A 25,065-nucleotide genomic window follows, 5' to 3' on the forward strand; every position below is an offset into this window, starting at 1 on the left:
GGGAGCCTGTGGTGTCACTGTGCGCCCCCAGGAGGACCCATGCACACCCCGTTCCGCGCCACCGATCTGCCTCCCTGGGCGGACCCGTCGGTCCCGACCTCGTCCCTCGACCCCCAAGGTGCCTCGCGGCGCACGTTCCTGCGCCTCGGCATGGTCGGCGGGCTGGCGCTCGCCACCGGCGCGTACGCCGGCACCGCCGCCGCCTCGAGCCGCTCCGGAGACCCGCAGCTCGCGTGGCTCGTCGGCGACCACCACGTGCACACCCGCTACAGCCACGACGCCAAGTACGACTTCGACCAGCAGGCCAAGAAGGGCGCGCAGTTCGGCCTCGACTGGATGGTCTTCAACGAGCACAGCAACTTCGGGCACGCCGACAAGGGCGCCGCCGCCGAGCACGAGGAGATCATGGCCGCGCGGGCGCTCAACCCGCGCCAGCTCATCTTCCAGGGCCTGGAGTGGTACATCCCGGCCGCGGAGCACGGCACCGTGTTCGCCGCGCCCGGTCCGCACGAGGTCGACTTGCTGCGCGAGTTCGAGCGCCTGTGGGACGGCAAGCTCAACGGCTGGGCGGCCGACCTGCCCGAGAACGAGGGGCGCTCGGTCGAGGCACTGCGGTGGCTCGCGGCCCGCAAGGCGGAGGGTTACGTCGACGACGTCGTCATGCTGGCCAACCACCCGTCCCGGCTCGGCATCGACGCCCCGCACGAGATGCGGGCGTGGCGCGACGCCGCGGCCGGCATCTGCATCGGCATGGAAGGCGCGCCGGGCAGCCAGGGTGACGCGGACCCGGCCTGGGTCGCCTACCGCGGCACCACGGGCGCCCAGCGGGGCGAGTACCGGAACGCGCCGCGTGTGGACTCGTACTCCGGCTACCCGCTCGAGGCCTACCGCACCTACGGAGGCTTCGACTGGATGACCGCCACCGTCGGCGGCATGTGGGACGCGATGCTGGCGGAGGGCACCCTCTTCTCGATCACGTCCAACTCCGACAACCACCGCACCATCTGGGACACCTGGCGCGACGGCGACATGCCGGCCGGCGAGACCTTCGACTCCCTCGGCTGGAAGCCGTCCCCCGTCGACACCGGGACGCCCCAGCCGGGAAGCGACTTCTGGCCGGGCCAGTTCAGCCGCACCCATGTCGGCGTGACCCGGCACGGCTACCTCGACGTCATGGACGGCCTCCGCCGCGGCCGGGTCTGGGTGGACCACGGACACCTCGTCGACGGCCTCGACGTGCGCCTCGTCGCCGCCGGAAGCGGCCGCGGCACCGGCGCCACGCTCGGCGGCCGGCTCGCGGTGAAGCGCGGAACCTCGGTCGAGCTGCGGGTCACCGTACGCAGCGCGCACCGGCCGAACCCGCACGGGGTGCTCCCCCGGCTCGCGCACCTCGACGTGATCCGGGGCACCGTCACCGGACCCGCGACCGACCGGGACAGCTGGCAGGCGCCGGAGGCGCGGGTGGTCGAGCAGGTCGACACCAGCGCCCGATCAGGCACCTACGACCTGTGCATCCCGCTCGGCCGCATCACCGAGTCCTGCTACGTCCGGCTGCGCGGCAGCGACGGAAACCGCCACGGCGCCGGTTACCTCGGGGCGTCGGTCGACCCTGCGGGTCCCGTGACCCACGCCGACAACGACGGCGACCCGTGGGCCGACACCTGGCTCTACACCAACCCGATCTACATCGACGCCCGGTAGCGGTACCGGACATCTTGGTTGTTGCGTCCGCGTCAGTATCGCTACCCTGAACGCTCTCGTCGGCCGGGCATCGGTGCCGCAGCCTGCATCGATGCCCGGCCCGGCCGAGACCGCGCGGCGGGCGGCACGAGCCCTTCCGCCGCGGACATGCCAGGCGTAAGGGGGCGTTGGACCAGTGACGGACAAGACGAGCGGTGCCGGGACGAGCGAGTACCAGGCCGGCGCGGCATTCCTGCGTGACCGCGGCGCGGACCTGCGCCGCGCGCTGACGAGCCCGCGCGCCCGGCACGTCTGGACCGGCGCGGTCGCGCTGGCCGTGACGGGCGGAGTGCTGGTCAGCGCGTCGGCGAGCGTGCCCGTCGCGGGCACGGCGACGGGCACGGCGACGTCCGCGGCGGCGGGCAGCGCGGCATCGGCCGCGGCGTCCGGCGCGACGGGCGCCACGACTGGCGTAAGCCGCCCGCCCGCCGGGACGGCCAGCCAGGGACAGGCCGCGCCGACCGGGACCGACGGCGTCACGGTCGGCCAGGTGCTCGCCGTGCTGGAGCGCGCCGAGCGCCGGCTGCGGCAGAGCTCGCCCCTCAACCCTCGCATCGCGCAGGCGGCGGCCGAGCTGGGCATGCTCTACACGACGTACCAGGCGCAGCAGCTCGCGCTCGGCGACGCCGACGGGCAGCCCCGGGACGGGTCCGACCCGGCGTCCGGCCCCGCGTCCGACCCGGCGTCCGGCCCCGCGGGCGCCGCTGAGACGACCACCGGTGCGACGTCGGCGGCGCCGGTGCTGCGGTTCGTGACCGACAAGCCCTCGGCGGACGCCCCGGCCGTGTCGCGCCCCCCGGCTGAGCAGCAGGACGCCGACCGCGTCACCTTCGACGAGGTCGCCGTCGCCGCGATGCGGCTCGCGAACATGCTCGATCCGACGTCGCCCACCGCGCTCGTCGAGACCCGGCCGGACGCCGAGTCCTCGCTGCGCCGGAGCCTGCAGGAGACCGTGGCCGCCTACGGCGACTCGACGGCGGGGTACGCCAACGGCCGCATCCCCGCCGACGTGCTGTGCCCGCTGCCGTTCGCGCCCGGGCACATGCTGCGTTGCGATGCCGCCGAGCGCCTTACGGCGCTCAGCGCCGAGTTCGAGAAGGAGTTCGGCTACCCGATCCCGCTGACCGACTCCTACCGCCCGTACGCGATGCAGGTGGCGATCAAGGGCACCAAGCCGCACCTCGCGGCGATCCCCGGCACGTCGAACCACGGCTGGGGCCTCGCGATCGACCTGGACGACCCCATCGCGGGCGGCAGCTCCCCCGAGTACGTCTGGCTGCGCCTGCACGCGCCCGACTACGGCTGGGACAACCCGTCGTGGGCCCGGCTCGGCGGCGCGAAGCCGGAGCCGTGGCACTTCGAGTTCTTCGCCGCGGGCTCCATCCCGAACCGCGCCATCGACCCGTCCGACGTCGGTACCTGGTCGCCCGTCGCACCTGTGGCGCCGGGCGGCGACGACGGCCTGGTCGTCATCCCCGCCTCCGCACGGGCTCCCGGCGAGGCGGGCGCGCCGTCCGAGGGCACAGGCGCCGACGACGCGGCGGGCAGCGAAGCCGACGGCGGAGCGCCCGCCAAGGACGACGGCTCGACGACAGGGCCGGCCGATCCCGGCCCGGCCAAGCCGACCCCGGACGCCCCTGCCGAGCCCGCACCGTCGAAGCCCGCTCCCTCCGACCCGCCCGAGGAGGACCCGGACGCACCGGCCGACACCGGAGTCGTCGGCGAAGTCGTCGACGACACCGTCGAGCTGGTGGACGGGACCGTCGACGGCGTGGTGGGCGGCCTCGTCGGCGGCCTGCTCGGCACGGACTGAGACGCCGCCGCCCCGCGGCATCCGCCGCAACCGAGAAATCACCCCCGCCCCCCGCGTAGCGCCTTCCCCGTGCCCACACGCTCCTCTACAGTCTGCCGAGTCACGCTTTCTTCACATAAGGTCCACCCGGGTCGGGGCGGCCTTCGGAACGGGGAGCACGTATGAATCGCAGCAAGTACCTCGGAGCGCTCGCCGCGCTCGCACTGGCTGCCGGGGGTGTCACCGCTCAGGGCCTCGCGGCCCAGGGCGCGACCGCCGGGCTCGACGCGACCAGCGCCATCGACCCGATAGCGCCGGTGCACGACATACCGAGCTCCGTCGACAGCACGCTGGTCAACGAGACCAAGGGCTCGTGGTTCGTCGAGCTGGAGAGCGAGCCGGCGTCGTCGGGCACGGACGCCGAGACCCTGACGGCCGAGCGCCAGGACTTCCGCGCGGCCGCGAAGGACGCGGGCGTCGACTACTCGGTCCGGCGCACGTTCCACACGCTGTTCAACGGCTACTCCATCGACATGGACTCGGCCCAGCTCGGGCGGCTGCAGCGCACCAAGGGCGTCAAGGCGATCTACCCCATGACGCAGGTCGAGATCCCCGAGAATCCCGCCGGCGCCGGCAACGAGCCGGAGCTCGCGACGGCCCTCGGCATGACGGGCGCCGACATCGCGCAGAACGAGCTCGGCCTGACCGGCGCGGGCGTGAAGGTCGCCATCATGGACACGGGCGTCGACGTCGACCACCCTGACCTGGGCGGCCCCGGCTTCCCGAACAGCCGCGTGGTGACGGGCTACGACCTGGTGGGCGACGACTACGACGCCGGCTCGAGCGACCCGGCCAAGCGCGTCCCGCATCCCGACGCCGTACCGGACGACTGCTACGGCCACGGCACCCACGTGGCGGGCATCGTCGGCGCGAACGCCGAGGGCAGAGCAGGCGGGATCACGGGCGTGGCCCCGGGCGTCACCTTCGGGGCGTACCGCGTGTTCGGCTGCGAGGGCTCCACCGACTCGGACATCATGCTCGCCGCCATGGAGCGCGCCCTGGCGGACGACATGGACGTGCTGAACATGTCCATCGGCTCGGCCTACAGCTGGCCGTCGTACCCCACGGCCACCGCGAGCGACCGGCTCGTCGACCGCGGCATGGTCGTCGTCGCCTCGATCGGCAACGAGGGCGCCTCGGGCCTGTACTCGGCGGGCGCTCCCGGCCTCGGCGAGAAGGTCATCGGCGTCGCGTCGTTCGACAACACGCACGTCACCGCGCTCTCCGCCGTCGCCAACCCGTCGGGCGCGAGCGTGCCCTACCTCCCGCTGGGCAACGTCGCCGCCCCGCCCACCGAGGGCACCACCGACCCGATGGTCGACGCCGGAAAGGTCTGCCCCAGCGTCGGGATACCGCTGACGGCCGACGTCGCGGGCAAGACCGCGCTCATCGCACGCGGTTCGTGCACCTTCGAGGAGAAGTACGCGACGGCCGCTGAGGCGGGCGCCACCGCCGTCGTGATCTACAACTCCAGCCCCGGCCTGTTCTCCGGCGGCGGCGTCGTGGACCGCGGCATCCCGGGCATCGGCATCCCGCAGGCCGAGGGCAAGGCCCTCGCGGCCGAGATCGCCGCCGGCACCGAGGTGACACTCACCTGGACCGACGACGAGGTGTCCACGCCCAGCCCGACCGGCGGCCTGATCAGCTCGTTCAGCTCGTACGGCCTGTCCCCCGACCTGGCGCTCAAGCCCGACATCGGCGCCCCCGGCGGCAACATCAACTCGACGCTGCCCCTGGAGCAGGGCGGCCACGGCGTCATGTCCGGCACGTCGATGGCGTCGCCGCACGTCGCGGGCGCCGTCGCCCTGCTGCTCGAGGCGCACCCGCGCCTGCGGGCGTGGCAGGTCCGGGACGTCTTGCAGAACAGCGCCGACCCGGCCGACTGGTCCGGCGCCCCGGGAGCCGGCTACCTCGACAACGCGCACCGGCAGGGCGCGGGCATGCTCGACATCCCGGGCGCCGTGCAGGCCGGGGCCACCGTGCTGCCCGCGAAGCTCACGCTCGGGGAGAGCGACGCTCGGACCGGAACCACGACCAAGTGGGTCACGGTCCGTAACACCACCCGCAAGACAGTCACATACACCGTGTCGCACGCGCCGGCACTCGCGACGTACGGCGACACCTTCGCGCCGTCGTTCGCCGACGCCTACGCGGACGTGTCGTTCAGCCGCGAGTCGGTGACGCTCCGTCCGGGCCGCTCGGGCACGGTCGGCGTGACGGTCACCGCACCCGAGGCGACGGACGCCGACCAGCTCGTCTACGGCGGGTACGTGGTGGTCACCGCCGACGACGGCACCGCCTACTCCGTGCCGTACGCCGGCTACGCGGGCGACTACCAGGCGATCGACCCGATCACGCCGGTCATGTCGGGCGACGAGGTGGTGGCCGACCTGCCGTCGGTCGCGAGCCTCACCGCCTGCGCCGAGCTCATCGAGCTCGACTGCATCGACCCGCAGGGCACCTACGACCTGGTGCCCGACGGCGCCACGTACACGCTCGGCACCGTGAACGGCCTGCCCGACGTCCCGTACACGCTGGTCCACTTCCAGCACCAGGTGGAGAAGCTGCAGGTCACGGTGCTCGACGCCGCGACCGGCCGCCCCGTGGACCGTCGCGGCGCGTACGCCGTCGACCTGACGGGCGTGGAACGGAACGCGAGCGCCGGCGGGTTCACCGCCTATGCGTGGGACGGCTCGTACACCACGCTCCGCGGGGACACGAAGTCCGTGCGCGACGGCGACTACGTGCTCTCCCTCAAGGCGCTGAAGGCCGGCGGCGACTCTTGGAACCCGGACCACTGGGAGACCTGGACCTCCCCAACGATCACGATCGACCGCCCGTAACCCTCACCCACACCGTTGAGTGCTGGATATTTGCGCCTTCCGGGCCGTTCGAAGCGCAAATATCCAGCACTCAACGAGCGGGTGATCTTTTCGTTTTTCGTGCTTTCGGGCAGTTTTCAGCCAGTACGTTGCCCGCATGTCCGACGACGAGAGCGCGCGTCCCGCCGCTGAAGCGACCCCGGCCGAACCGAATTCAGCCGAACCGGCTTCGCCGCCCGATCCCGCCCCCGCCGCCGCGGCGGCCGAACCCGGCCCCGCCGAGCCCGGCCCTGCCGAACCCGGCCCCGCCGAGATCACGCGGCCCGAGGCTTCTCCGGCCGGCGCCTTCCCGCCCGCCGCGCCGCGGGAGCCCGCCAAGGCCGTGGCCTTCCTCAAGGCGCACGCCGTCACACTCGTGCTGGCGGTGCTGCTCGTCGCGGCGATCATCTGGGGTGCGCTCGGCGTGTCCTCGGCCAACAGCTGGGAGTCCCGCGCGGCCTCGCTCTCGGCCGACCTGGCGAGCGCCGAGGAGAGCTTCGCCGACGCCCAGGCCGCGATCGACGACCTGGAGACGGCCAAGTCGCGCGCCGAGAGCACGGCGACGGCGTGCGTCGGCGCGATCGACGACGCGGACGCGATGCTCGAGGTCGCCGCGAAGATCGACGAGAAGACCGTCGTGTACCTGGCGGGTCTCAACGACTTCATGGCCGCCCTCAACGCCGGCGACCTCGTGGCCGCCGAGACGGTCGGCACCGAGATCGACAAGCTGAGCGTCCAGATCGAGGACCTGAACAGGCAGGTCCAGGGTCACATCGACGACTACGAGGACGCCGCGGAGGGCTGCCACGTCGACAACGCGCAGGACGCCTGACCGACACGCGAACGGGCGGGCGATCTCCGTCGCCCGCCCGTTCCGTGGGATCGCATCAGCCCGGCTGAACCAGCCCGGCAGAGTCAGCCCCGCTGAATCAGCCCCGCTGAGTCAGCCCTGGTCGAGGCCCAGCAGGTCGTCCTCGGTCTCGCGGCGCACGAGCACGCGCGCAGCGCCGTCGGACACCGCGACCACCGGCGGGCGCGGCAGCATGTTGTAGTTCGACGCCATGGAGCGCCCGTAGGCGCCGGTCGCGGCGACGGCGAGCAGGTCGCCCGCGCGCACGTCGGCGGGGAGCCGCACCTCGTGCACCACGATGTCGCCGGACTCGCAGTGCTTGCCCACCACGCGCGCCAGCACGGGCTCGGCCGTCGAGGACCGGCCCACGATCTCCGCGTGGTACGCCGCCCCGTACAGGGCGGGGCGGATGTTGTCGCTCATGCCGCCGTCGACCGACACGTAGGTGCGGACGAACTCGGCGCCCGCACCGGCGGCGTCGGACACCGTGACCGGCTTGACCGTGCCGACCGTGTAGAGCGTCAGGCCCGCCGGGCCGACGATCGCCCGGCCCGGCTCGATCGAGAACCGCGGCAGGCTCGTGCCCAGGTCCTGGCACACGCCGGCCACCGACTGCGCGATGTCCTTCGCCACGCGTTCCGGGTCGAGCGCGACGTCGCCCGGCAGGTAGGCGATGCCGTAGCCGCCGCCGAGGTCGACCTCGTCGACCAGTACGCCCGCGCGCTCGGCCAGGTCGGCCCGCAGGCGTAGCACGACGCGCGCCGCGGCCTCGAAGCCATCGGGGTCGAGGATCTGGGAGCCGATGTGCGAGTGGATGCCGAGAAGCTTCAGCTCGGGGTGCTTCAGCACCTCCAGCAGCCCGTTCATCGCGGGGCTCCCGGAGTCGCCCACCGGGTTCACCGACAGCCCGAACTTCTGGTCCTCGTGGGCCGTCGCGATGTACTCGTGCCCGCCCGCGTGGACGCCGGTGGTGACGCGGACCATCACCGGCGCCACGACGCCGCGCTCGGCCGCGAGTCGCGCGACCCGCTCGATCTCGACCAGCGAGTCCACGATGATGCGGCCCACTCCGGCGTCCAGCGCCCGGAGGATCTCGGCGTCGGACTTGTTGTTGCCGTGCAGGCCGATCTCCGCGCCCGGCACCTCGGCGCGCAGCGCGACCGCGAGCTCGCCGCCCGACGCCGTGTCGACCCGCAGCCCCTCCTCGCGCGCCCAGCGCGCGACGGCGACCGTGAGCAGCGCCTTCCCGGCGTAGTACACGTCCACGCCCGTGCCGACGGCACCGAACGCCGCCTCGAACGCCGTGCGATAGGTGCGGGCGCGCATGCGGAAGTCGGCCTCGTCGAGCACGTACGCGGGCGTGCCGTGCTGGGCTGCGAGGCCGCGGATGTCGACGCCCCCGACGGCCATCGCGCCGTCCGGCAGCCGCCCGACGCCGCTCGACCAGGGCGCGCTCGTCACATCCGCTCCGGGGCGCTCACGCCCAGCAGGTCCAGGCCGTTGGCCAGGACCGTGCGGACGGCGTCGTTCAGCCACAGGCGCGCCCGGTGGGCGTCCGTGACCTCCTCGTCCGGGTACGGCGTGACGCGCAGCTTCTCGTCGTCGTTGTACCAGGCGTGGAAGTCGCCGGCGAGCGCCTCCAGGTACCGGGCGACGCGGTGCGGCTCGCGCAGCTCGGCGGCCTGCGCCACGATCCGGGGGAACTCGGTGAGGCGGCCGATCAGCGCCGTCTCCGACGCGTGCGAGAGCTGCGCCGGGTCGAACCCGTCCGCGCGGCGCACGCCGCGCTCGACGGCCTTCGCCCCGATCTGGACGGTCCGGCTGTGCGCGTACTGCACGTAGAACACCGGGTTGTCGTTGGACTGCTTGATCATGTCCTCGCCCTGCAGCTCCAGCGGCGTGTCCGCGGGGTAGCGGGCCAGGGAGTAGCGGACGGCATCCTTCCCGATCCAGTCGACCAGGTCACGCAGCTCGATGATGTTGCCGGCGCGCTTGGACAGCTTGGCCCCGCCGACGTTCACGAGCTGGCCGATCAGCACCTCGATGTTCGTCTCCGGGTCGTCCCCCGCGCAGGCCGCGATGGCCTTGAGGCGGTTGACGTACCCGTGGTGGTCGGCGCCGAGCAGGTAGATCTTGCCCGGGAACCCGCGGTCCTTCTTGGACAGGTAGTACGCGGCGTCAGAGGCGAAGTACGTGGGCTCGCCGTTCGCCCGGATCATCACGCGGTCCTTGTCGTCCGTGAAGTCCGTGGTGCGCAGCCAGACCGCGCCCTCCTTGTCGAACACGTGCCCCTGCTCGCGCAGGCGCGACACGGCCTTCTCGACGGCGCCCGAGTCGTGCAGGTCGCGCTCCGAGAACCAGACGTCGAAGTGCACGCCGAAGCCCTCCAGCACCTCGCGGATCTCCGCGAGCTGGTGCGCGTAGCCCGCCTCGCGGGCGACCGCGATCGCCTCGTCGCGCGGCAGCTCCGGCAGGTCGGGGCGGTCCGCGAGCACCTTGGCCGCGAGCTCCTTGACGTACTCGCCGCGGTAGCCGCCCTCGGGGACCTCGCCCCCCGTGGCGCGCGCCAGCACGGACTCGCCGAAGCGGTCCATCTGCGCGCCGGCGTCGTTGATGTAGTACTCGGCGGCCACCTCGGCGCCGGCCGCGCGCAGGATGCGCCCCAGCGAGTCGCCCAGCGCGGCCCAGCGGGTGTGCCCGATGTGCAGCGGGCCGGTCGGGTTGGCGCTGATGAACTCCAGGTTGATCACCTGGCCGGTCAGGGCCTTGCCCCGGCCGTACGCCGCGCCAGCCTCCACGATGGTGCGCGCCAGCTCGCCGGCCGCTGCGGCGTCGAGCGTGATGTTGAGGAAGCCCGGGCCTGCGACGCCCACGGACTTGATGCCCGGCGTCGCGCCGAGGCGTGCGGCCAGGTCGTCGGCGAGCGCGCGCGGCGTCGTGCCCGCCTTCTTCGCGAGCTGCAGGGCGACGTTCGTGGCCCAGTCTCCGTGCTCTCGCTGCCGGGGTCGCTCCACGTGGACCGACGCCGGGACGGCGTCGGCGGGCAGGGCGAGTGTGCCGTCGGCAACGGCCGCGGCGAGGGCAGCGCTCAGCGCTTCAGAGAGCTCGGAAGGTGTCACTCGACGATTCTACGGGCGCGCACCCACACGAGGCCCACGCTTTCCACAGGCCGGGAACGTGAGGTCCGACGGCGGTGGCGCGCATCGCGCTCAGCGCGCCACCGCCGTCGGGCACGATGCTCGTCACACGTATCAGTGCACGCCCCGGGCCCGTCACCTGGTAGTCTCGTTTCGGCCGATACGGTGAGCGTCAGCTCCTGGATGTCGGCCACGCGCCTGTAGCTCAGTGGATAGAGCATCTGCCTCCGGAGCAGAAGGTCGGGGGTTCGAATCCCTTCAGGCGCACCGTGTGATGACGCGAGACATCATTCATAGATGTCTCGCGTCATCGTTCATATCTGAGAGCCCGGCCATCGGCCGGGCTCTCTGCTCGTCGGGGCTGTGGGGGCCAGGGCTGGCTTGGATGTCCGCTTCCAGAACACGCCTGGGCCTGGTTCTGGGCCCATAAGCATGCGTGATGGTGTTCTGGAAGCGGACCTTCCCCGCGGCGTCAGACCGGTGCGGCTCGGCGCTGAACCGCAAGGTCGTGGTCCGCGTCCCGGGGCGAACCGTAGGTCGCGTGTCGATCCGGGCCCTGAGCGACGTGCTTCTTTCGGCTCGGCATGCGCGGCCAGCACCGGCTGCACCGCCTGATCGCCCCGCAACCTGCGGCTCGACGCCAGCCTGCGTGGCCGCCCGCCTCGACCCGCCGATATCAACGATGTCCCGACTCAGATATCAACGATGTCGTGAACCAGCACACCTTCAGGCGCACCGATGGAAACATGCCGTGACCAGCGCGAACGCTGGTCACGGCATGTTTCGTGGATGAGCGAGTTCTTTCACAGGCCCAACTGGTCGCGCATCGCATCGGCGTCGCGCAGGGCCCAGTGCTCGACGATTCGGCCGTTGCGGACGCGGACCATGTCCATGCCGAGGACTTCGTAGCGTCGGCCGGAGTCTGTGTGGGTGCCCCTGCTGGTGTACCGGTTGACGGAGGTGTCGCCGGAGACGACGTTCTGCTCGATCGTCACGGAGACGTCGTGGAACGCTCTGCCCGCGCTCATCTGCTCCCACTTCTGTCGCCAGGCGTCGCGTCCCCGGTGATCGCCTTGGGTGCCTCCCCGGTGGTCGACGACCTCAGGGTCGATCAGTTCCAGTGCGTCCTCGAGCTGGCCTTCCAGGACCTGCGCGTAGCTCTCGACGCAGCGTCGGTGAATCTCTCCCGGCTCTGCGTGCGCGGCGTCTTCTGCTCCCTGCGGCATCCGGAGTCTCCTCTGGCGGGTACGTGAGGCAGCAAGTGGGGACCACCCCGCTTGCCATGTTCGGCTACTGTAACCGGGGAAGTCCCCAGTTAACAAGGAGGGTCATGCCATCGCAGAGCGCCGGACCTGCGCCGCGTTCCGAACCCCAGCGTCGTCGCCGCGCGGATGCTCAGCGCAACTACGACCTGCTCGTGGCCGCGGCCAGCGACGTCTTCCACGACCAGGGCGTCGATGCCCCGCTTGATGACATCGCCCGCCGGGCCGGCGTCGGCAACGCCACCATGTATCGGCACTTCCGTACGCGCCGCGAACTGATCATCGCCGTCTACTCCGAGGAAGTGGCCGAGCTCAGCGCCCGGAGCCAGTCCTTACTGGCCGAGGAGCCTCCTGGCGATGCCCTCTTCGAATGGCTTCAGGATTTCATCGCACACGTGGCAGCCAAGCGGGAACTGGCGATGTCGATCACCGATGACCGCGCCGGTCAGCGCTCCGTGCTGTTCGACCGCTGGCACCACTCGATGCACACTGCCGCGTCCGCACTGCTGACCCGGGCGCAAAGCGCCGGTGCTGTCCGCGCCGACCTCAACGCATCGGAACTACTCGCCCTGGCCAACGGGATCGCCCTGACCGCCACCGGCGCCACTCAAGCAGAGCGCCTCGTCCTCCTGGTCAGACAGGGCACGGACACTCCCTCGACACCGGACGACAGCATCCGATGAAAGCGGCAACTGCTAGGTTCCGCCAACCCCGACCGATGTCTGGACTGGATGACCGGATGCCGCGGGTCATGACGTTGCCGACAGCTCGACCTGATTCTCTGCTGCCCACTCGGCGAGGTGGGCCAAGGGACCGTTGGCGAAAGACGCTCCCAACGGCGTGAGTTCGTAGACGGCGGCGTCGCGCCCCGATTCGCGTGGCGGTCTTTCGACCAGGCCGCGCGCGGCCAGACGTCTGAGGGACTCGGTCAGCACCTTGTCGCTCACCCCGGCGATGCGGTCCAAGAGGACGCTGCGGCGGGTCGGGCCCAGGCGCAGAGCAGAGACGACGACCGGGTCCCACGTGTGGTTGAGGAGTTCGACCGCGGATCGCACGTGGCAGTCCGAGATGAAGGTCTCGCAGCCCTGTTCGTTCACCAGCCGAGTCTCGCATCCCGCCCCTACCGATCGGTAGGAGCCGGTCTCCTAGCGTCTTCATGACATCTGACGAGACGAAGGAGATGCTTGTGAACATCGGGCTGCTGGGGACCGGAAACCTTGCCATGGCACTGGGGAAGGCGTGGGCGACCGCTGGGCACTCCATCGTGGTCACGGGCCGTAGCTCCGATCGCGCGAAGTTCGCCGCGGAGCAGATCGGCGCCGCGGCGAGGCCAATCGACCCGGGCCAGCTCGCAGACCAGGCCGAGGCTGTCGTTGTCGCGATCGCCTGGGGCGGGCTGGAGGAAGCGCTGAGGCTCGTCGGTGGCCCCGACGGGATGCTGTCGGGGAAGACCGTCATCGATAGCACCAACGCTGTGGACTACGCTACCGGGTGCTTGCTTCCGGAGACCGGATCGGCCGCCGAGCTGGTCGCCGATCTCGCTGCCGGCGCCCACGTGGTCAAGGCACTGCATCTGTTCGCCGGCGCATCCTGGCCCTTCACCGGCGAGGTGGGCGCCTCGCCGGTGATCGCGATCTGTGGCGACGACGCAGGCGCCCTGAATCGAACGGCGGCGCTGATCGGTGACCTCGGGGCGCGGGCCGCGGTATTGGGCGGGTTGACCGCCGCCCGGCAGGCCGAAGAAGCCGCAGGCTTCGTGATGCGTGTGGTCGCTGCTGGCGCGAACCCGCGCTTCGCGGTCCCCGACGTCGACCCGGCTCTTCTTGGCGTGAGGGCCGCGAACCAGTGAGCCCGTCATCGCACGGCTACCGGCCCGCCCCCCGTGCCGCTACTCTCCCCGTATGCCAGACGAGTCCGTGGACTTCTACCCGTCCCGCTCCCACGTCCTCACGCTCGCCCTCGCCGCCCTCGCGCTGGTGGTGCTGTGCGCGATCGCCGCGCGGATCGGCTTCGACGTCGCGCAGACCAGCGGCTCCCGGGCCGCGCTCGCCACCGTGTCCGTGAGCGCGATCGGCGTCCTCGTCTTCACCGGCCTGGGGCTCCTCGTCGTGCGCCGCCTGCTGCTCCCGACGTGGCCCGTGCTCACGCTGGACGGCGACGGCCTCGTCGACTGGCTGCCCAACCTCGGCGTCGAGCAGGTGCTCTGGTCCGAGGTCACCGGCGTCCGCGAGACCCGGCTCGCCTTCCGGCGGGTGCTCGCGGTGGACGTCGCCGACCCGAAGGCGGTGGTCGCCCGGCAGCGGACCGTGCTGCGGCGCGTGGTCGCCGCGGCGAACGCCCGCCTGGTCGGCACGCCCGTCGTGCTCAAGCCGGGCAGCATCAACTGCACGATGGCCGACCTCGACGCCGCGTTCGAGCGGTTCACCCGGCCGGACCCCGCCGTCGCGCAGGCCTGATCGGGTGCGCGGGGCCGCAGCGCACCCGTGGCGCCCACGCCCCGCACCGCCTGGGTAAACTACCTGGATCAGCCGACGACAGGCACCTGGGGACCCCATGAGCGACGATCGCTTCGACGAACCCGGCCAGGCCGATCCCGACCGCGGCTACGCCGACTTCGAGTTCGAGCGCCGGTTCTTCGTGCGCGACCTCCCGGCCGAGCTCCGGGACGCGCCGGCCTTCATCGTGCAGTCGTACTTCCTGGCCGACGCCGGGTACGCCCTCCGCGTGCGCGTCCAGGCCGGGGGCGTCGACGCCGACCTGACGGGCGAGACCGATCCCGTGGAGATCCTCCGGGCGCACCTCGGTGACATCGACTTCGCCGCCGTCACAGTGAAGGGCCCGGCCGTCGGCGGGACCCGGTACGAGGCGGAGCGCGAGCTGGACCCGAGTGTCGGCGTCGAGCTGGTCCGGCGCGGCGGGGCGCCCATCGTCAAGATCCGGTACGCGGCCTGGCTCGGCGCGGACGGCTGGTCGATCGACGTCTTCGGCGGTGCCAACCACCCGCTCGTGGTGGCCGAGTGCGAGCGCTCCGGCCCGGTCACGGGCCTGCAGATCCCGGACTTCTGCGTCACTGAGATCACCGACGACCGCCGGTTCTCCAACGAGTCGCTCGCCATCGAGCCCTACAGCGCGTGGGCGCCGGCGTTCGCCACCGAGCTCGCGAGCCACGGCCCGGTGTTCCGCCAGGACTTCGGGCCGAACACGCACCTTCGCCTCTGAAGGCGCGGGGCTCGGCGAAGGCGCGGGGCTCGGCCCGCGGGGTCAGGCCGGGAGTTTACCCGTGCCACTCGCCCTTCTCGATGACGCCCGACACGAACTCCCAGTGCCACGGCTCGTACTTGCTGCCGCCGAGCTGCGCCCACGAGGGGTTCTGCCAGCCGTAGGACGGCGCGTTGGCCCAGAGCCACGACATGATCTCGCTGCTCCCGGTCTCCTTGGTGCAGAGGTCGATGGCGAGGCCCCAGCCGTGCATGGACGTGCCCGGCGAGGCGGCGTACCACCCGCGGGAGGCCTGGAGCGCGTACTGCGTGTCGAGGGAGCGGTAGCTCGCCACGAGGCACATCTCGCGGCCGAACGACGCGCGAAACGCCTCGTTGAGCGCACTGAGCGACAGCGCGGCGTCGGGCCGCAGGTACTCCCCCGGCTGCCACAGCTCGCACAGCGAGTGGTCGGCGAGCGCGCCGTTGGTCCCCTCGACGGGAGCGTTGACATCGCAGTCGGGCAGGGGGCTGCGTTCGAGGCTCCGGCTCGCGGCCGACTCCGGCCGCGTGATCGCCTCGGCGCGCACCACCGACCCGGAGGTCTTCGGCCGCTCCACGGGCTGCGTCACGAGGTCCAGCACGTTCGGGCCCGTGTGCGGCGCCTCGACGTCGAACGGGGACTCGCTGGACTGGTCGAGGCCCTGCACGAACGGCGCCGCGATGGTCGCGGCAGCCAACGTGCCGATCACGGCCGCCCGGGAGACGATCCGCTGCCCGGCCGGCACGGACGACGTCGGCCTGGCGGGCCGGGTGATGGCCCCGGTGAGCACCTGGTCGAACGACGTGGTGCCGCGGGTCGCCGGGGCGACCGGCGTCCGGGTCACCGGGGCAACCGGCGCGGGGTTCGCCGGGACGAGCGGCCCTGGCACGTGAGCGATCGGGGCCCGGTTCACCGGGGCGTGCGGTGCCGCGGAACGCGTCGCCGGTCCCCGGGATCCCTGGGCGCGTAGCGCCTCGGCCTGCTGCTCCGCCTCACGCCGAGCGCGGCGTGTCATGGGCGCGGGCTGCAGGCTCGTCACAGCAGTGGACTCCACTGGTCCTCCGTCGTCGAGTGTCCGCGGCCCCTCGCGGTGTGGTCGAACGAGACACTAACCGGGGTCGGCGCGCCTGCCAACCCCGGCCTGTGGATCGCGCGACCTGCGCATGACGCGATCACTACCCGTTCATGCCCGCTCATCGGCGCTCCCCGGCCTCATCGGCGCTGCATCGCGTCGCGCACCTCGCCGACGAGCTCCTCCAGGATGTCCTCGAGGAACACCACGCCGAGGACCGTGCCTTCGGCGGCCTCGACCCGGGCCAGGTGCGAGCCGGACCGTTGCATGACGCGCAAGGCGTCCTCGACCTCGTCACCCGGCGCGACGGCGGCCAGCGCCCGCACGCGCCAGGCCGCGACCGGCTCGAACCGGGCCGGGCCGGTCGCGTACAGCACGTCCTTGAGGTGCAGGTACCCCACCAGCTCGTCGCCGTCCGCCCGCCGGGTCACCACGGGGAACCGGCTGAACCCGTGCCGCGACACGAGCCGTTCGACGTCGTCGGGCGTGCTGGTCTCGTCGACGGCGACCAGGTCGTCGAACGGCACCATGACGTCGCCCGCCGTGCGGTTGGAGAACTCGATGGCGCCTGTCAGGAGGCCCTGCTCGTCGCGCAGCACGCCCTCGGCCTGGGAGTGCTCCACGATGGACTGCACCTCCTCGGCGGTGAACGCCGAGGCCACCTCGTCCTTGGGCTCGATGCCCGCGAGCCGCACGGCGTGGTTCGCGATCCAGTTCAGGGCGACGATGACGGGCCGCAGCACCCGGCCGAGGAACACCAGCGGCGGCCCGAACCACATGACCGCCCGGTCCGGGCCGGCGACGGCCAGGTTCTTCGGCACCATCTCGCCGAGCACCACGTGCAGGTACACGACCAGCGACAGCGCGACGACCAGCGCGATCGGGTGGGTCAGGTCCTCGCTCACGCCCAGGCTGTGCAGCGGCCCCTCGAGGAGGTCCGCGAGCGCCGGCTCCGCCACGATGCCGAGGCCGGTGGAGCAGACCGTCACGCCGAGCTGCGCGCAGGCCAGCATGAGCGACACGTGCTCCATCGCCCACAGGACGGTGACGGCGCGCCGGTCCCCCGCCGCGGCGAGCGGCTCGATGGCGCTGCGCCGCGCCGAGATGACCGCGAACTCCGCGCCGACGAAGAACGCGTTGCCGGCGAGCAGCACCAGGCCGATGACGAGTGCGGTGGTCGTGCTCATCGGTTCCCGCCCTTCTCGCCAGGTGTCCCGCCGGACGTGACGGGCCGGACGCGCAGGCGCTCGACGCGCCGCCCGTCCATGGCCTCCACCCGCAGGGACACTGAGCCCGCCGCGTGCCCCACGGTGACCTCGTCACCGACGGCGGGCATGCGGCCCAGCTCGGCCATGACGAGGCCGCCGAGCGTCTCGTACGCGGCGCCCTCCGGGACCTCGATCCCGGTGTACTCGTCGAGCTCGTCGGGCCGCAGCATGCCCGGCACGATCCAGGACCCGTCCGCGGCACGGGCGGCGCCCGCGCGCCGGGGGTCGTGCTCGTCGGCGACGTCGCCCACCAGCTCCTCGACGACGTCCTCCAGCGTCACGACGCCGGAGGTACCGCCGTACTCGTCGACGACGACCGCCATCTGCAGCCCGAACCCACGCAGCTCAACGAGCAGCGGGCCGAGGCGCACCGTCTCGGGGACGCGCGGCGCGTCCACCATGAGGGCGGCCGCAGGCACCTCGCCGCGGCGGTCGTGCGGCACGCCCACGGCGCGCCGCAGGTGCACCAGTCCGACGACGTCGTCCCGGTCCTCCCCGATCACGGGGAACCGCGAGTGGCCGGTGCGCCGGGCGAGCGCGACGACGTCCTCCGCCGTCGCGTCCCGGTCCACCACGGACATCCGCAGGCGGTCGGTCATGACGTCGCGCGCGCTGAGCGTGTCCAGCTCGATCGAGTTGGTCAGCAGGGTGGCGACGGACTCCTGGAGCGTGCCCTCCTCGGCGGAGCGGCGGACCAGGTAGGCGAGCTCGGACGCGGAGCGCGCCCCGGACAGCTCCTCGCGCGGCTCCACGCCGATGCGCCGCAGCAGCGCGTTGGCGGAACCGTTGAGCACGGCGATCACCGGCTTGAAGGCGATGGTGAACACCCGTTGCATCGGCACCACGAGGCGCGCGGTGGCCAGGGGCGTCGAGAGCGCGAAGTTCTTGGGGATCAGCTCGCCGAACACCATGGAGAAGACGTTCACCAGCACGACGGCCAGCACGGCCGCGAGCGCCGCGGACACCGCCGTCGGCACGGAGGCGGCGCCGAACCCGGCCGACAGCAGGGAGTCCAGCGCGGGCTGGGCGGTGTAGCCCAGCAGGATCGTGGTCAGCGTGATGCCGACCTGGGCGGAGCTCAGCTCCGTGGACAGATGCCGCAGGGCGGTGCGCACACTGCGGTCCCGCATGCCCGACCTTTTCTGGCCGGGTCTGTCCCCCTCCGAGTCGTCGGAGTCGCCGATCACGGCGGGGTCGATGGTGACGAGGGAGAACTCCCCGGCCACGAAGACAGCAGTACCTGCTGTGAGGAGAACGCCGACGGCGACCATGATCCAGTCGCCGGTCATCTCGCGCTCCGGAGGGCGTTCGGGGGGTCCGGATTCTTCCAGGATCTTCGGTCGGGATATCGCTCGATCATCGTGCTACAGATCGTAGCCGGAACGCTGTGCCAGCGGCTGCGGTGGCGGGCAGGACGGACCGGGTGCAGCGGGGCGCGGAGGCGCTCCCGGTGGCACTCTCAGCCTGTCATCAGTGTCTTGTCAGGCAGATACGGGCATGATTGACCTATGTCATCTGGTATTCCCCAGCCGTCTGGGGCCCCGCAGCAGCCCGCCACGGCGTCGGCCGCAGCCTCGACCGGTCAGCAGAGCGCGACCGTGCTCGTGGTGGAGGACGAGCCGACGATCGCCACGGCGATCGCCCAGCGATTGTCCGCTGAAGGCTGGCGTGTCGAGGTCGCCCGCGACGGCCTGTCCGGCGTCGACGCCGCGTCCAGGCTCCGCCCCGACGTCGTGCTCCTCGACGTGATGCTGCCGGGCATCGACGGGCTCGAGGTCACGCGGCGCATCCAGGCCGAGCATCCCACCCCGATCCTCATGCTCACCGCGCGCGACGACGAGACCGACATGCTGGTCGGCCTGGGCGTCGGCGCGGACGACTACATGACCAAGCCGTTCTCGATGCGCGAGCTGGTAGCCCGCATCAAGGCGCTGCTGCGCCGGGTGGACCGCGCCGCGCAGGCCGCGGCCACGACGCCGGCGGACCCGCCCATGACCATGGGCGACGTGACGGTGGACCGCGCGCAGCGCCGCGTCTACCGCGGGGGCGAGGAGGTCCACCTGACCCCGACGGAGTTCGAGCTGCTCGTCATGCTCGCCGGCTCCCCCAAGACCGTGCTGACGCGCGAGCGCCTGCTCGCCGAGGTCTGGGACTGGGCGGACGCGAGCGGCACCCGCACCGTCGACTCCCACATCAAGGCGCTGCGCCGCAAGCTCGGGCCGGACCTGATCCGCACGGTGCACGGCGTCGGGTACGCGTTCGAGCCGCCCGCCAACCAGTAGCCGCCGGTGATCCGGATGAGACCGCACGTGCCCCGCGTCCCCGACGTGCGGCCGCTCGACCCGCTGCGCTCGCTCAAGATCAAGCTGGGCGTGCTGGTGGCGATCACGGTCACCGCTGCGGTGCTGATCACGTGGCTCGGTCTGCAGGCGCACCTGGGGCCGAGCCGCACCTTCCCCCTGGCGATCATCCTGTCGCTGCTGGTCACGCAGGTCCTGGCCCGCGGCATGACGTCGCCGCTGCGGGAGATCACCGAGGCCGTCGAGGCCATGGCGGACGGCGACTACACCCGCCGGGTGCGCGCGACGAGCAGCGACGAGGTGGGGCAGCTCGCGCACGCGTTCAACCGGATGGCCGAGGACCTGGCCTCGGTGGAGCAGACCCGCCGCGACCTGATCGCGAACGTGTCGCACGAGCTGCGCACGCCGGTCGCCGCGCTCCAGGCCCAGCTCGAGAACATGGTGGACGGCGTCGTGCAGCCCACCCCGGCCGCGCTCGAGCAGGCGCACGCGCAGACGGAGCGGCTGACCCGGCTCGTCACCTACCTGCTGGACCTCTCCCGGATCGAGGCGGGCGCCTCGGCCCTGAACGTCGGCAAGATCGCCGTGGGCGACTTCCTGGAGCACTGCGCCGAGGACCTCCAGATGGTCGACGCCGCGAAGGACCTCCACTACGTCGTCGACGTCACGCCCGAGGACCTCACCATCGAGGGGGACGCCGAACGCCTGCACCAGGTGGTCCTCAACCTGCTGCAGAACGCGATCCGGCACTCGCCGCAGGGCGGCGTCGTCCGCCTGGACGCCTATCCCGTGGACGGCAGCGAGGGGTCCGACGTCGTGCTCGAGGTCAGCGACGAGGGACCCGGGATCGCCGCGGCGGACCGGGAGCGGATCTTCCAGCGGTTCGTCCGCGGCACCGGGTCGAGCGGGGGGCGGAACGGACCCTCGAGCGAGACGTTCACCGACACCGCGGGGAGCACCGTGGGTAGCACCGTGGGTAGCACCGCCGGCGGCACCGTCGGGTCGAGCGGCGGCACCGGCATCGGCCTCGCCATCGTCCGGTGGGCGGTCGAGCTGCACGGCGGCCAGGTCCAGGTGGTCGACTCCCAGCGGGGGGCGACGATGCGTGTCACCCTCCCCGCGCGGGCACACCCGGCACCGGGTGTCACGACCACGCACACGGACTGAGGCCGGACGGCGGTCCGGCGCAACGGCTCGCCGTCCGGCACCCGAACTGCGGGAACGCGTCGGCGGGAAACGAAGAGCCTAGGACCGCCGGCGGTCGAAGTGTGAGACGGGGTTCCGTGATTTCGGTCACACACGCAAAGGAACTCCGGCCCACAACAATTCCCCGTAACGTCGCGTTGGCGACTTCGAGGGCCAATGTTGCCCGCGTTTTGCTCTGGGTGCGAGAACCATGACGAACCAACTTCTTTGGCGCCGTGACACGCCCCGGCGCCCGCGCGACCACACCCACCAGCGGGCGGAAAGGGCATAGGCTTGGAGGGTCCGAAAGCATTCGGGCTGTGCGCGCCGCGCCAAGGTGGCGCGCGACGAAACGCAACTGTGGTGAAGGTGGGCGATCCGCGCGTGTCAGCTAAGGCTGGTTCAGAGTCGATCAGCGTGGCGAGCTCGTCATTCGGAGCCAACGAATGGCTTGTGGACGAGCTCTACCAGCAGTATCTGAAGGACAAGAACGCGGTGGACCCCGCGTGGTGGGACTTCTTCGCCGACTACACCCCGAGCGAGAACGGCTCCACCAAGGACGGCGCTGCCGCAGCCGCCCCGACTCCTACCTCTTCGGCGCCGACCGCCTCGGCCGCTCCGGCGGCACCCGCCCCCGCGGCGCCGGCGAACGCCCCTGCTGAGACGGCGTCCCCCCCGGCGGCACCCGCCCAGCAGGCGGCCACCCCGGTGACCGGCGGCACCGCCGCCGCGGAGGCCGAGCAGCCGGTACGCGAGAAGGTCCTGCCGGCCGACCCGAAGGTCAACCCGGCCAGCCCGATCGCTACCCCGCCCAGCACGCAATACGACGACACGTTCGAGCGCCCCGTCGCCCACCCGGACGCCGTCGACGACATCCAGAAGCTGCGCGGCCCCGCCGCGCGCGTGGTCACGAACATGGAGGCCTCGCTCGAGGTCCCGACCGCCACCTCGGTGCGCGCCGTGCCCGCCAAGCTGATGGTCGACAACCGGATCGTCATCAACAACCACCTCAAGCGCGGCCGCGGCGGCAAGATCTCGTTCACGCACCTCATCGGCTTCGCGCTGGTGGAGGCGCTGGCCGACATGCCCGTCATGAACGCCCACTACGAAGAGGTTGGCGGCAAGCCGGGCGTGAACCAGCCCGCGCACGTCGGCTTCGGCCTCGCGATCGACCTGGCCAAGCCGGACGGCTCGCGCCAGCTCCTGGTGCCGAGCATCAAGAAGGCTGAGGAGCTCGACTTCGCCGAGTTCTGGGCCGCCTACGAGGAGCTGGTCCGCAAGGCCCGCGGCAACAAGCTCGCCGTGCCGGACTTCCAGGGCACCACGATCTCGCTGACCAACCCGGGCGGCATCGGCACCGTGCACTCGGTGCCGCGCCTGATGCAGGGCCAGGGCACCATCGTCGGCGTCGGCGCCATGGACTACCCGGCGGAGTTCGCCGGCGCGTCCGAGGAGCAGCTCGCCCGCATGGCCATCTCGAAGGTCATGACGGTCACGTCGACCTACGACCACCGCATCATCCAGGGCGCCCAGTCCGGCGAGTTCCTCAAGATCATCTCGAACAAGCTGCTCGGCCTGGACGGCTTCTACGACCGCGTCTTCGCGGCGCTGCGCGTCCCGTACGAGCCCGTCCGCTGGGTCCGTGACAACACGGTCGACGCCGACGTCGAGGCCGCCAAGCCGGCCAAGATCGCCGAGGTCATCCAGTCGTACCGCTCGCGCGGCCACCTCATGGCGGACACCGACCCGCTCGCCTACCGCCAGCGCAAGCACCCCGACCTGGACATCCAGAACCACGGCCTGACGCTGTGGGACCTGGATCGCACCTTCCCGACGGCCGGCTTCGGCCCCAAGCCCAAGGCGACGCTGCGCGACGTCCTCGGCCTGCTGCGCGACTCGTACTGCCGCACGATCGGCATCGAGTACATGCACATCGCCGACCCGGCCCAGCGCAAGTGGCTCCAGGAGCGCCTGGAGGCGGGCTACGCCAAGACGCCGCGCGAGGACCAGCTGCGCATCCTGCGCCGCCTGAACTCCGCCGAGGCGTTCGAGACGTTCCTGCAGACCAAGTTCGTCGGGCAGAAGCGCTTCTCGCTGGAGGGCGGCGAGTCCCTGATCCCGCTGCTGGACGCGATCCTGTCGCGGGCCGCCGAGGGCGGGCTCGACGAGGTCGGCATCGGCATGGCCCACCGTGGCCGCCTGAACGTGCTGGCGAACATCGCGGGCAAGAGCTACGGCCAGATCTTCAAGGAGTTCGAGGGCCAGCTCGACCCCAAGAGCGTCCAGGGCTCGGGCGACGTGAAGTACCACCTCGGCACCGAGGGCACGTTCACGTCGGAGTCCGGCGCCACGACGCGCGTCTACCTCGCGGCCAACCCGTCGCACCTGGAGGCCGTGGACCCGGTGCTCGAAGGCATCGTCCGCGCCAAGCAGGACCGCATCGACCTCGGCGGCGACGGGTTCTCCGTGCTGCCGATCCTCGTGCACGGCGACGCGGCGTTCGCGGGCCAGGGCGTGGTCCCCGAGGTGCTGAACCTGTCGCAGCTGCGCGGGTACCGCACCGGCGGCACCATCCACGTGGTCGTGAACAACCAGGTGGGCTTCACCACTGGTCCGACGTCGTCCCGCTCGACCACGTACGCGACGGACGTGGCCAAGGGCTACCAGGTCCCGGTCATGCACGTGAACGGCGACGACCCCGAGGCCGTCGTGCGGACCGCCGAGCTCGCCTTCGCGTTCCGCGAGCACTTCGGCCAGGACGTCATCATCGACCTCATCTGCTACCGCCGCCGCGGGCACAACGAGGGCGACGACCCGTCGATGACGCAGCCGCTCATGTACAACCTCATCGAGACCAAGCGCTCGGTGCGCAAGCTCTACACCGAGAACCTGGTCGCGCGCGGTGACATCACCGTGGACGAGGCCGAGGGCGTGCTGCAGGACTACCAGTCGCAGCTCGAGCGGGTGTTCACCGAGACCAAGTCCGGCTTCACGCCCGCCCCGCAGACGGAGCACCTCGCCGGCCTGGAGCGTCCCGAGTCCCAGCGTCAGGACGCCGGGACCATGGTGGGCTGGCAGACGGCGATCTCGCCGGAGATGCTGCAGCGCGTCGGCGACGTGCACACCACGCCGCCGGAGGGCTTCACCGTCCACCCGAAGCTCGCGCAGCTCCTCGAGAAGCGCCAGCTCATGGCGAAGGAAGGCGGCATCGACTGGGGCTTCGGCGAGCTCGCGGCCTTCGGCTCGCTGCTCGCGGAGGGCACCCCGGTGCGCCTCGCCGGCCAGGACTCGCGCCGCGGCACCTTCGTGCAGCGGCACGCGGTGCTGCACGACCGGGAGACCGGCGCCGAGTGGACGCCGCTGCTGTACCTCTCCGGCGACCAGGCCAAGTTCTGGGTCTACGACTCCTCTCTGTCGGAGTACGCGGCGCTCGGCTTCGAGTACGGCTACTCGGTGGAGCGGCCGGACGCCCTCGTGCTCTGGGAGGCTCAGTTCGGCGACTTCGTCAACGGCGCCCAGACGGTGATCGACGAGTTCATCTCGTCCGCCGAGCAGAAATGGGGCCAGTCGTCGTCGGTGGTCATGCTGCTGCCGCACGGTTACGAGGGCCAGGGCCCGGACCACTCGTCCGCCCGCATCGAGCGGTTCCTGCAGCTGTGCGCCGAGAACAACATCACGGTCGCGCAGCCGTCCACGCCGGCGTCGTACTTCCACCTGCTGCGCCGCCAGGCGTACGCCCGCCCGCGCCGTCCGATGATCGTGTTCACGCCGAAGCAGCTGCTGCGCCTCAAGGCGGCGGCGTCCTCGGTGGAGGACTTCACCTCGGACACGTTCCGCGAGGTCCTCACCGACTCGTCGGCGGACCCCGCGAAGGTGGACCGCGTGCTCCTGTGCACGGGCCGCGTGTACTACGACCTGCTCGCCGAGCGCACCAGGCGCGGCGACGAGAATGTGGCCATCGTCCGCCTGGAGCAGCTGTACCCATTCCCGGAGGCTCACCTCCGCGCGGAGATCGCCAAGTACGGCGACGCCGAGGTGGTCTGGGTGCAGGACGAGCCGCAGAACCAGGGCGCGTGGGGCTTCATCCACCTGGCCCTGCCGCTGGACGTGCCGTACGTCAAGGTCGTCTCCCGCCCGGCGTCGGCGTCCACGGCCGCCGGCACGGCGAAGGCGCACCAGGCCCAGCAGAAGACCCTCATGGAGCAGGCCTTCACCCGCTGACCCGCCGGGGCCGCGAAGTAGAGCGCCTGTCCGGTCTCGACAGGCTCGACCACCGGTGGTCCGAGCCTGTCGAGACC

18 protein-coding genes and 1 tRNA gene are annotated in these 25,065 nt (G+C 71.8%); 12 read left to right on the top strand and 7 right to left on the bottom strand.

Going from position 1 to position 25,065, the window contains the following annotated elements; all coding sequences use genetic code 11:
- The first annotated feature begins 39 nt into the window (after positions 1-39).
- From ACFT2C_RS19345 to ACFT2C_RS19360, 4 genes are all read left to right on the top strand, one after another.
- On the top strand, positions 40-1,701 hold the full coding sequence (locus tag ACFT2C_RS19345) for a histidinol-phosphatase (protein ID WP_377208700.1): 1,662 nt from the start codon (positions 40-42) through the stop codon (positions 1,699-1,701).
- 175 nt (positions 1,702-1,876) lie between these two features.
- Positions 1,877-3,553 (top strand): D-alanyl-D-alanine carboxypeptidase family protein, encoded by a 1,677-nt coding sequence (locus ACFT2C_RS19350; protein ID WP_377208701.1) that lies wholly within the window; start codon positions 1,877-1,879, stop codon positions 3,551-3,553.
- Positions 3,554-3,714: 161 nt separating this feature from the next.
- Entirely contained in the window at positions 3,715-6,435 is a 2,721-nt protein-coding gene (locus ACFT2C_RS19355; RefSeq protein WP_377208702.1) for a S8 family serine peptidase, read from the top strand.
- A 136-nt stretch (positions 6,436-6,571) separates the two neighbouring features.
- Complete coding sequence (locus ACFT2C_RS19360; RefSeq protein WP_377208703.1) at positions 6,572-7,285, top strand: hypothetical protein; 714 nt, start codon at positions 6,572-6,574, stop codon at positions 7,283-7,285.
- A gap of 111 nt (positions 7,286-7,396) precedes the next feature.
- On the opposite strand, the gene lysA is transcribed toward ACFT2C_RS19360, so the two are convergent.
- Together lysA and argS are read right to left on the bottom strand one after the other, a co-directional pair.
- Positions 7,397-8,713, bottom strand: a complete 1,317-nt coding sequence (lysA, locus tag ACFT2C_RS19365) for a diaminopimelate decarboxylase (protein WP_377208717.1) — start codon at positions 8,711-8,713, stop codon at positions 7,397-7,399.
- Positions 8,714-8,760: 47 nt separating this feature from the next.
- Positions 8,761-10,422: an arginine--tRNA ligase gene (argS, locus tag ACFT2C_RS19370; RefSeq protein WP_377208704.1), complete on the bottom strand. Its 1,662-nt coding sequence runs from the start codon at positions 10,420-10,422 to the stop codon at positions 8,761-8,763.
- Between the two features lie 212 nt (positions 10,423-10,634).
- On the opposite strand from argS, the gene ACFT2C_RS19375 reads away from it, so the two are divergent.
- Positions 10,635-10,707: transfer RNA gene (locus ACFT2C_RS19375), tRNA-Arg, on the top strand.
- A 536-nt stretch (positions 10,708-11,243) separates the two neighbouring features.
- Here the strand turns inward: ACFT2C_RS19375 and ACFT2C_RS19380 are convergent.
- On the bottom strand, positions 11,244-11,666 hold the full coding sequence (locus tag ACFT2C_RS19380) for an ester cyclase (protein ID WP_377208705.1): 423 nt from the start codon (positions 11,664-11,666) through the stop codon (positions 11,244-11,246).
- Positions 11,667-11,770: 104 nt separating this feature from the next.
- Here ACFT2C_RS19380 and ACFT2C_RS19385 point away from each other — a divergent pair, with 104 nt between their 5' ends.
- Positions 11,771-12,385, top strand: a complete 615-nt coding sequence (locus ACFT2C_RS19385; protein ID WP_377208706.1) for a TetR/AcrR family transcriptional regulator — start codon at positions 11,771-11,773, stop codon at positions 12,383-12,385.
- 66 nt (positions 12,386-12,451) lie between these two features.
- On the opposite strand, the gene ACFT2C_RS19390 is transcribed toward ACFT2C_RS19385, so the two are convergent.
- Positions 12,452-12,799 carry a winged helix-turn-helix transcriptional regulator gene (locus ACFT2C_RS19390; protein ID WP_377208707.1) on the bottom strand — a complete coding sequence of 116 codons (348 nt, stop codon included), beginning with the start codon at positions 12,797-12,799 and terminating at the stop codon, positions 12,452-12,454.
- Positions 12,800-12,858: 59 nt separating this feature from the next.
- Here ACFT2C_RS19390 and ACFT2C_RS19395 point away from each other — a divergent pair, with 59 nt between their 5' ends.
- The 3 genes from ACFT2C_RS19395 to ACFT2C_RS19405 all read left to right on the top strand — a co-directional run bounded on the left by ACFT2C_RS19395 (position 12,859) and on the right by ACFT2C_RS19405 (position 14,921).
- Positions 12,859-13,551 carry an NADPH-dependent F420 reductase gene (locus tag ACFT2C_RS19395; protein WP_377208708.1) on the top strand — a complete coding sequence of 231 codons (693 nt, stop codon included), beginning with the start codon at positions 12,859-12,861 and terminating at the stop codon, positions 13,549-13,551.
- 52 nt (positions 13,552-13,603) lie between these two features.
- On the top strand, positions 13,604-14,158 hold the full coding sequence (locus ACFT2C_RS19400) for an STM3941 family protein (protein ID WP_377208709.1): 555 nt from the start codon (positions 13,604-13,606) through the stop codon (positions 14,156-14,158).
- A 97-nt stretch (positions 14,159-14,255) separates the two neighbouring features.
- The gene (locus tag ACFT2C_RS19405) at positions 14,256-14,921 is read left to right on the top strand and encodes a hypothetical protein (protein ID WP_377208710.1); all 666 of its coding nucleotides are present in this window, start codon (positions 14,256-14,258) and stop codon (positions 14,919-14,921) included.
- A gap of 55 nt (positions 14,922-14,976) precedes the next feature.
- Here ACFT2C_RS19405 and ACFT2C_RS19410 read toward each other — a convergent pair whose 3' ends face one another.
- The 3 genes from ACFT2C_RS19410 to ACFT2C_RS19420 all read right to left on the bottom strand — a co-directional run bounded on the left by ACFT2C_RS19410 (position 14,977) and on the right by ACFT2C_RS19420 (position 18,571).
- Positions 14,977-15,996 carry a D-alanyl-D-alanine carboxypeptidase family protein gene (locus ACFT2C_RS19410; protein WP_377208711.1) on the bottom strand — a complete coding sequence of 340 codons (1,020 nt, stop codon included), beginning with the start codon at positions 15,994-15,996 and terminating at the stop codon, positions 14,977-14,979.
- A gap of 158 nt (positions 15,997-16,154) precedes the next feature.
- A complete protein-coding gene (locus ACFT2C_RS19415; RefSeq protein ID WP_377208712.1) occupies positions 16,155-17,201 on the bottom strand; it encodes a hemolysin family protein in 1,047 nt (348 codons plus the stop codon).
- Entirely contained in the window at positions 17,198-18,571 is a 1,374-nt protein-coding gene (locus ACFT2C_RS19420; protein ID WP_377208713.1) for a hemolysin family protein, read from the bottom strand. The genes ACFT2C_RS19415 and ACFT2C_RS19420 overlap by 4 nt, the downstream gene beginning before the upstream one ends.
- Positions 18,572-18,880: 309 nt before the next feature.
- Here ACFT2C_RS19420 and ACFT2C_RS19425 point away from each other — a divergent pair, with 309 nt between their 5' ends.
- The 3 genes from ACFT2C_RS19425 to ACFT2C_RS19435 all read left to right on the top strand — a co-directional run bounded on the left by ACFT2C_RS19425 (position 18,881) and on the right by ACFT2C_RS19435 (position 24,988).
- Positions 18,881-19,564 (top strand): response regulator transcription factor, encoded by a 684-nt coding sequence (locus ACFT2C_RS19425; RefSeq protein WP_377208718.1) that lies wholly within the window; start codon positions 18,881-18,883, stop codon positions 19,562-19,564.
- A gap of 15 nt (positions 19,565-19,579) precedes the next feature.
- Positions 19,580-20,749: a sensor histidine kinase gene (locus ACFT2C_RS19430; RefSeq protein WP_377208714.1), complete on the top strand. Its 1,170-nt coding sequence runs from the start codon at positions 19,580-19,582 to the stop codon at positions 20,747-20,749.
- 402 nt (positions 20,750-21,151) lie between these two features.
- A complete protein-coding gene (locus ACFT2C_RS19435) occupies positions 21,152-24,988 on the top strand; it encodes a multifunctional oxoglutarate decarboxylase/oxoglutarate dehydrogenase thiamine pyrophosphate-binding subunit/dihydrolipoyllysine-residue succinyltransferase subunit (protein ID WP_377208715.1) in 3,837 nt (1,278 codons plus the stop codon).
- The last annotated feature ends 77 nt before the right edge of the window (positions 24,989-25,065 follow it).

This window comes from Promicromonospora sp. NPDC057138, assembly GCF_042670845.1.
Taxonomy (GTDB): domain Bacteria; phylum Actinomycetota; class Actinomycetes; order Actinomycetales; family Cellulomonadaceae; genus Promicromonospora.